A 7,930-nucleotide genomic window follows, 5' to 3' on the forward strand; every position below is an offset into this window, starting at 1 on the left:
GAGTTCAGCCATGACAAGCACGGACCTGCCCTCGGAGCACGCGCGGGAACTGCAGGACCCCCACCTCCTCACCGAGGAGGAGATCACCGCACAGCTCCAGGGCGCCCCCTGGACCCGCTACGCGGCCATCGGCGACAGCATCGTCGCGGGCATCCGCGAACCCCTGGAGGGCTACGCCGACCTCGGCTGGGCCGACCGGGTCGCGGCCGGGCTGCGCCGGATCAACCCGGAGCTGGAGTACCACAACTTCGGCGTGCGGGACCTCTCCGCGGCGCAGATCAGAGCCACCCAGCTCGACGCGGCGCTGGAGTTCAAGCCGGACATCGCCATCGTGGTGGCGGGCGGCAACGACCTGCTCGGCAAGCACTTCGACACGGCCGCCGTGGAGACGGAGCAGGCCCGCATGGTCTCGGCGCTGCGCAGCCGGGGCTGCACCGTCGTGACGATGGGCCTGTTCGACAACACCTGGACGCCGTACGTCGCCGAGAAGTACAAGGCGGTCATGAAGCACCGTCTCCAGCAGTTCTCCGACCTCACCCAGGCGGTGACGCTGCGGATGGGCGGCCTGCACGTCGACCTTCCCAACTGCCCCGCGGGCAAGGAGCCGATCTTCGCCACCGACGGCCTCCACCTCAACGTGCGCGGGCACGCGGTCGTCGCGACCGAGGTGATCCGCACGCTCGGCGAGTACCTCGCCGCCAGGAAGGCCTGACCCGCCGACCCGGTCCCGGGGGGACAGGACCGTTCCCTCCCCCGCGACGGCAACGCCCCGCCGGGGCCGCCGGGCTCCTCGCACCAGAGGAGCCCGGGCTTCGGCGTGCCAGGGGCCGCGAGACCGATGTGAAGGACGTCGAAAGGACGTGGGGACATCTTGAACGCCATCTCTGCCGACGAACGCCACGACCCCTACTGCATCGCCCCGGACATGGCCACCGAGCTGCTGGCGCAGGCGCCCTGGCGACGGTGTGTCGTCCTGGGCGACGCCTTCGCCCAGGGGGCCGGAGAACCCCGCGCCGGGTACGGCGACGCCTCCTGGGCCGAACGCCTGGCAGCGGCGCTGCGCTCGGTCCGTCCGGACCTGGCGTACGTCAACCTGGCCCAGCGGGACCCGGTCGCCGCCGAGGTGCGCGCCCGGCAACTCGGCAAGGCGCTGACCTTCCAGCCCGACCTCGCAGCCGTCGCGGCGGGCGGCTCCGACGTGCTGCGCGACTCCTTCGACGCCGACGCGACGGAGGCGGAACTGGCCCGGATCATCGCGCCGTTGAGGGACGCGGGCGCCGATGTTGTCGTCCTCGCGCCGTTCGGCAGCGGAACCGCCGGGCACTTACCCGAGGACGTGCTGCGCCGACGACTGCGACTGCTGTCGGAGCGCACCCACAACCTGGCGCTGCGCAACGGGGCGATCCACGTCGATCTGACCGCCCACCCGGCCGACGCCGACCCCGGCATCTTCGGTGCGGGCGGGTGGCACGTCAACGCGCGGGGCCACGCCATCGCCGCCGCGGCGACGATCCGCCGGATCGGCGTCCACCTCGGCGTGTACGGCCCGCCCTCCCTCCACTGAGGCGCGGTTCCCCGGGCACGCCTCCGCGGGAGGCGGGCCCTTCGGGGACGTGCGGCTTCCGGCCGTCACCGCGCGGTGCGGATGATCAGGGCCTCGCCCCGGTCGGCGTGCCCGCAGACGGCGGCGCCGAGGGTGCCTTCCCGGAGGTTGAGCGTCTGTACCAGGTGGAGCAGGGTGCGGGGGCCCGACGAACCGAGGGGGAGCGCGCGGGAGTCGGTGCCGAGGCTGCGCAGCGAGGGCGCGGCCAGGGCGGCCGAGTAGTGGTCGGCTTCCACGTGGTCGAGGTCGTACGCCGTGAGGCACGCCCTTTCCAGGGCCTCCTCCAGCGCGTGGGCGGGCCAGCGGTGACGGGGCTCGGCCGGTGCCGCCGTTGTCGCGTACGAGGAGATCTCGGCCAGCCAGTCCAGCCCGAGCGAGGCGGCGAGTGATTTGCGCATGACAACTATGGCCGCCGCCTCGGGTACCTGGTCCACGAGGGTCCGGGTATGGTTCCGCGCCGCGGTGAGCGCGCCGGCCGCGACGGGAGGGTGCGGCCGGGCGAGTGTCATCACGGTCCTGAGGCCGCGCGACCAGTCGCCGCCGGGCGCTCCGGGATCACCTCCGCGCGTGTCGCCGTACGCCTCCCCGAGGCGGCCGCACGCCGCCTCGCCGGACAGCCCGGCGCCGGCGGCCCCGAGGGCCGGCAGGTTCTCAAGGCCGCCCGCGACGACGACGTCGTGCCTGCCCGAGCGGATGAGCTCGTACGCGCGGGCGACGGCGGCCATGCCGGAGGCGCCGAACTCCTCGGCGGAGAGGGAGGGCGCCGCGTGGGACGGAACACCCGCCTTGAGCACCGCTCGCCGGGCGTGACCCTGCCCGACGCCCGGCGCCAGGCCGTGCCCCATGACCACACGGTCCACCCGGGCGACGCAGATCCCCGCCCGGTCCAGAGCCGTCCTGATCGCCACCGCGCCCAGATCGGCGGCCGACAGCGCCCCCAGTGTTTCCAGGTGCCTGCCGACGGGCGTCCGGGCGCCTGCGACGAGGACGGACTCTGACATGTGGACCCTCCGGTTGGTCGGTCTACGGCTGCGAGGTGGGAGACATACGCCGGATGGAGTCGAAGAGGAACCGGAACTGGCGCAGGGCGGATTCGAGCAGTTCGTCGGGATCGTCCGCGTGCGCCATGGCCATGGCGGCCTCGCACTGGGCGCCGTAGACCATCGACGTCAGGGACTCGATCTCGTGCCGGGGGAAGCGCCCTTTGCCCAATGCCTGGGAAAGGCCGTAGAACATCATGCGCCGGCAGTCGGTGCGGATCTCGCGCATCGCCTCCCAGCCCAACGCGCCCGGGGCGTCGATGAGCGTGATGCGCTGCCTGGTCGGTTCCATGGAGCCGACCAGGAATTCCCTCATTCCCTGGAACAGCGCCTCCCAGGGGTCGTTGTAGTGCGAGTACTCCTGGGCGATCGCGCTGGAAAGGTCCTGCTGTTCCCGTTCGTAGACCGCGCGGAAGAGCTGTTCCTTGTTCTTGAAGTGGTGGTAGAACGCGCCCTTGGTCACTTCGGCGGCGTCGCAGATCGCGTCGAGCGAGGTGGCGGTGTATCCGTCCCGGGCGAACAACTTCCTTGCGGAGTTGAGGAGTTGCAGCGTGGTCGTCGAGGAGCGCTCCTGTTGGGTGCGGCGTCCGGTCCGCCTCGCCACCCTCTGCTGAGTCATCGTGCGTGCTCCTCCTTGCGACGTGCTTTCGCCACCGGCGTCGCGGTTGCTCCCGGCTGCCGCGCGCTCCCCTCGGGGAAGGGGTCGCCGTCCTCGCGACGCGTACGCGGGTCACCGCGGTTCCGCCCAGATTACGTACCGATAGTAGGAAACTGCAATAGGGGTGTGGGCTCTGGCGTGACAGGACGGCCTGAACGCGGCATTGCCGGGTCGCCCGGCGGCCTTTCGCCCTCCCGGTTCCGCGGCCGCGCCGGCCGCGGCGCCGACCGGGGGCTGTGGGGAGACGGGGGGTGTCGGAATCGCCGGAGGAGGCACGCGGCCCCACGCCGGGGCCGGCGGCGACCGAACGGTCCTGCCCGGGCGCGTTTCCGGCCGGATCCGAGAAGATCGCGCAACCGGACTGGTGCGCTGTTGCGGGCGTCCGTCGTCATCAAGGGGCTTGAATCCGATGTTTCGAACGAGGTGATCTTGGCCGGTTCCTTTCGGGTGGGGTCGAAAGGAGCCGACATCAAGTCGTGCAAAGGGTTGTGGTCAAATCCCGCGCATGTGTATGTTCTGGGGTCGATGGAAGGTTCGACACAGGCACTCGTCCCCTCGGAGGGTGTGAGCGGCGTTGGGAACCCGTAGAGCGGGCACGACTCGCCGGATCCCGCGCTGTTCGCCGTTCAGCCGCACACCTCTCACCCGGATGGTCACCCACCCGGAGCGGCGTCGCACCTCAGTGCAGAAATCTTGGCCGACTCTTCCGCTCGCGCAGGTAGTTCCCGGTAGTTGTGCGTCTTTCTGGTCGTCGAAATCGTGACGTTTCCCGCGCGCGTGAGGCGTCGTACGTCCGTCCATCTGGTTCCAGAATCCGGGGGGTAAGGTGCAAATCGGGCTACTCGGGCCGTTAGCCGTCACCGATCAGAGCGTTCCGATCGCCATTCCGGGCGAGAAGCTCAGGGCCGTCATCGCGACCCTCGCACTGACTCCCGGGGTGACGGTCTCGTCTTTTGACCTGCTCGACGAGCTCTGGGGTGAACGGCTGCCGCGCAGTGCGGCGAACTCGCTCCAGGGCCATATCGCCCGGCTGCGGCGGACGCTGGTGCAGCACAGCGGCAAGGAGGAGATGCGGCAGGTGATCCGGACCTCGGGACCCGGATACCTGCTCGCGGTCCCGCCGGAGAGCATCGACGCCTCGCGGTTCGTCGCGGACGTCGAACGCGCGGGTCGTATGAGCGCCCGCGAGCCGGAGAAGACCATCGTCCTCCTCACCGAAGCCCTCGCCACCTGGCGCGGGCCGGCCCTGCTCGACACCGGGCACGGCATGATCTGCCGCACCGCCGCCGCCCGGCTGGAGGAGACGCGACTCCTGGCCAGGGAACTCCTCATCGACGCCAAGCTCGCCCTCGGCGGCCACTACGAGGTGGTGTCGGAGCTGGAGCAGCTGCTTTCCCGCCACCCGCTCAGGGAGCGGCTGTGCGAGCAGTTGATGATCGCCCTGTACCGGTCCGGCCGCCAGGCCGACGCCCTCGGCACGTACCACCGGTTGCGCCAGCGCCTGTCCGCGGAGCTCGGCCTGGAGCCGGGTCCCGGCCTGCAGGGCACCCTGGCCGAGATCCTGCGCCACGGAGCGGATCTGCTGCACGAGGCCAGCTGACCCGCCGGGCTTCCGGCCCGGCGGGTCGCCCCCGCGCCCTGGAAACCCGCGGCCGCGGAAACCCGCGGCCGCGGAAACCCGCGGCCGCGGAAACCCGCGGCCGCGGAAGTCCTCCGGCCGCGGCGGTCACCGGCGGGCTCACCGGGACCCGGGCGGACTCAGACGGATCTGGTCACCCGCAGGATCTGCCAGATCGCCCCCAGGCTGGCACCCCGCTCGAACGCCAGGTACTCGGGCGTCACCAGGTGAGGCGCCCACTTCTCCTTGTAGGCCAGTTGCGTCGCGGCCGGGTACACCGAGCCGCCCTTCGCCGCGAGCAGCCGCATGAACTTCCCCGTCAGCGCGCTGTGACCGGCCAGTTCGCACGCCGGGTCGAGGCCGGTGAACGGAGTGAAGCCGAAGTGCAGCCACTCGGCGCCCTCCTCGGTGAAGCGCTCGATCGCCGCGGCGTTGATCGTCTCCATGACGCCCGGCATCACCTCGGGGAGGCGCCGGCTCAGGTCGTGCAGCCAGCCCGGACGGCTGCCGTAGGCCGGTGAGTACGAGACGTAGGCGACCGGCCTGCCCTCGACGAGCCCCGCGAAGAGCCGGCGGTGCTCCTGAGCCGGGCCGCCCACCTGGCCCACCAGGAACTCGATCTCCTTGACGTGCCTGCCCTTCGAGCGCAGCCAGTCCCGGTCGATCCGGTCGATCTGCTCCTCGACCTCCTTGTCGTACCGCAGTTCGCGGACCTCCAGGCCGCCGCGTTTGGCCCTCGATATCTTGTTGCGCAGCTTCATGAACCTCGTGCCGCGCAGGGTGAACTCCGGCAGGTGCACCGCATACGAGGACCCCACCTGGTTCACGGTGAAACCCGCGGCCGCGTACAGTTCGGCGTCCGCCCGCTGGAGCTGGATTCCGACGATCGTGCGGCGTTTCGCGCGCGCGTACCTCCCGAATTCCTCAAGGAGTGCGCGCTGCTGTGATTTTGCCGTGAAGGCGCCGCCGAACTGGATGAAGTAGCGGCCCGCCCCGCGGTAGGTGACAACCCCGCCGCCGCTTCCCTCGAAGTGTTCGTTCCCCTCGTTGAGCGCGAGGAAGGCGCTGGGGTTGTCGCCGTGGTCCCGGATCGACCCGAGCAGTGACTCCGGTATCCCCTGAGTGCCTTGCGAAGACTCCACTGGCCGGCTCATCAGTCCACCCCATCGTCGTGTCGTCCACAGGTGTGCGGGAACGTAGCAGAAGACGGCGGCGAATTGCTGAAAAGCCGGTGTCAGCGGGATCTAATCGGCCTCTCAGAGGGCTCTGGAAACATCACCGTCGCAGCCAGTTCCGGCAGGCAGTCGAACGATGAGGAGTGTCCGTGGGCAGTACGCAGCTGTCTCGCCAGGTGCCACAGAGTCGATCTGCTCCACCCCCCGGGGTCGCTTCTCTGCGCACCTATCACTCCTATGTGGGAGGCGAGTTCCTGGAAAGCGACGAATGGGTGTACGTGCTCAGTTCGAGCGCGCTGCTCGACGACGTCTTCACCAGCCTGACGCTCAAGCGGAAACTGGAACAGGGGCGCGTCACGCCCGAGGACCGGGGCGACGTCGTCGTGGGCCGGGTCGCCAAGGCGGACCGGGCCACCGTGCGGCGAGCGATCGACGCCGCGGCCGAGGCCGCCCCGGCGTGGGGCGCCTTCCCCCTCGACGAACGCATCGGACGCTTCGGCGCGCTGCTGCACCACAAGCTCGCCGAACGGGCCGAGGAGATCGCGGAGATCCTCGTCCAGGAGGGGCATCCGCTGATGCTCGCCCGGTGGCAGGTCTCCGGGATGCTGGAGTGCTTCAGCGCCGAGTCCACCGCCTTCTACCGGTCCCAGATGCTCCAGGAGTTCCACCGCGGTGAGCGACGGCTCCAGGTGCGCAGGCGGCCCGACGGGGTGGTGTGTCTCAACCCGCCCCAGAACGCGCCGCTTTCGAGCGCGCTGCTCGGCGTCACCGCCGTCATGGGCGGCAACTCGCTGATCGTCCGCGCCCCGCGCAGCGGCCCGCTCGGCGTGATGTACGTGATGCAGGAGATCGTCGCCCCCGCGCTCGACGAGGTGGGCGCCCCGCCCGGCACCCTCAACGTGGTCTGCGGCGACCCCGGTCCCATGCTCTCCGCCTGGCTCGCCAGCCCCGACGTGGACGACATCATCTACTTCGGCTCCAGCGAGAACGGCACCAGGTTCGAGGCGCGCTGCGTGGCCGAGGGCAAGAAGCCCATCCTCGAACTCGCGGGCAACGACGTCGTGACCGTCTGGAAGGACGCCGACATCGACCTCGCGGCCGAGGCGCTCACCGAGAGCTTCTACGGCTCCGGACAGCTGTGCATGATCCCCAACCAGGTCCTGGTCCATCCCGACGTCGCCGACGACCTGGTCGCCGCCCTCGTCCGCAAGGTCGGCCACATCCGGCCGGGCTACCCGACCGAGCCCGACGTGCTGCTCACGCCCGTGCTGCGCAACGAGAAGTTCTTCAGGTGCCTGGACGACGCGCTGGCCAGGGGCGCCGAGCTGGCCTGCGGCGGGCACGCCATGCAGCTGGACGAGAGCCGCGACCCCAACGGCATCTTCCTGGAACCGACGGTCATCGTCGTGCGCGGTCTGGACGACGCCCGCGAGGTCGAGGCCGTCGTGCACGAGACCTTCTTCCCGCTGCTGCCCGTCGTGGTCGCGGACCCCGAGCCCGACGAACAACTCCTCGACCGCTTCGTCGACTTCGTCAACTCCAACGCCTACGGCCTGCGCAACTCCCTGTGGGCCGGGGACCCCCGGGTCGTCGACCACTTCCTGGCCCGGGTGGGCAACGGCGGTCTCCTCAAGGTCAACGACTCGCACATCGGCTTCCTGCCCTGCCTGCCCACGCACGGCGGGACCGGACTGACCGGCGGGGTGTTCGGCGAGGCCAACTACCCGATCCTCCGCACCTCCCACGTCCAGGGCGTGAGCATCTCCACGGGCTCCCGTCCGCGCGACGCCGTCTTCGGCGCCTGGCGGAGCCTGCGCGAGAAGAAGACCCCGTAAC

The 7,930-nt window shown here is 70.5% G+C and carries 7 protein-coding genes; 4 read left to right on the forward strand and 3 right to left on the reverse strand.

Translation table 11 applies throughout. From position 1 onward, the window contains the following. The coding region (locus GL263_RS16565; protein WP_228456558.1) for an SGNH/GDSL hydrolase family protein at positions 1–712 on the forward strand (712 nt) is incomplete at its 5' end. A 159-nt stretch (positions 713–871) separates the two neighbouring features. Continuing rightward, positions 872–1,564 (forward strand): SGNH/GDSL hydrolase family protein, encoded by a 693-nt coding sequence (locus GL263_RS16570; RefSeq protein ID WP_228456559.1) that lies wholly within the window; start codon positions 872–874, stop codon positions 1,562–1,564. Positions 1,565–1,629: 65 nt separating this feature from the next. Here GL263_RS16570 and GL263_RS16575 read toward each other — a convergent pair whose 3' ends face one another. Together GL263_RS16575 and GL263_RS16580 are read right to left on the reverse strand one after the other, a co-directional pair. Continuing rightward, on the reverse strand, positions 1,630–2,604 hold the full coding sequence (locus GL263_RS16575; protein WP_182856499.1) for a thiolase family protein: 975 nt from the start codon (positions 2,602–2,604) through the stop codon (positions 1,630–1,632). Positions 2,605–2,626: 22 nt separating this feature from the next. After that, complete coding sequence (locus tag GL263_RS16580; protein WP_182856500.1) at positions 2,627–3,262, reverse strand: TetR/AcrR family transcriptional regulator; 636 nt, start codon at positions 3,260–3,262, stop codon at positions 2,627–2,629. 865 nt (positions 3,263–4,127) lie between these two features. Between GL263_RS16580 and GL263_RS29070 the strand changes: the two genes are divergently transcribed. Then, complete coding sequence (locus tag GL263_RS29070; protein ID WP_182856501.1) at positions 4,128–4,901, forward strand: AfsR/SARP family transcriptional regulator; 774 nt, start codon at positions 4,128–4,130, stop codon at positions 4,899–4,901. Positions 4,902–5,059: 158 nt separating this feature from the next. On the opposite strand, the gene GL263_RS16590 is transcribed toward GL263_RS29070, so the two are convergent. Continuing rightward, on the reverse strand, positions 5,060–6,061 hold the full coding sequence (locus GL263_RS16590) for a bifunctional lysylphosphatidylglycerol flippase/synthetase MprF (RefSeq protein ID WP_323379434.1): 1,002 nt from the start codon (positions 6,059–6,061) through the stop codon (positions 5,060–5,062). Positions 6,062–6,333: 272 nt separating this feature from the next. On the opposite strand from GL263_RS16590, the gene GL263_RS16595 reads away from it, so the two are divergent. Further along, complete coding sequence (locus GL263_RS16595; RefSeq protein WP_323379435.1) at positions 6,334–7,929, forward strand: aldehyde dehydrogenase family protein; 1,596 nt, start codon at positions 6,334–6,336, stop codon at positions 7,927–7,929. Position 7,930 lies beyond the last annotated feature (1 nt).

Source organism: Streptomyces durbertensis, assembly GCF_014156695.1.
GTDB classification, from domain to species: Bacteria; Actinomycetota; Actinomycetes; order Streptomycetales; family Streptomycetaceae; genus Streptomyces; species Streptomyces durbertensis.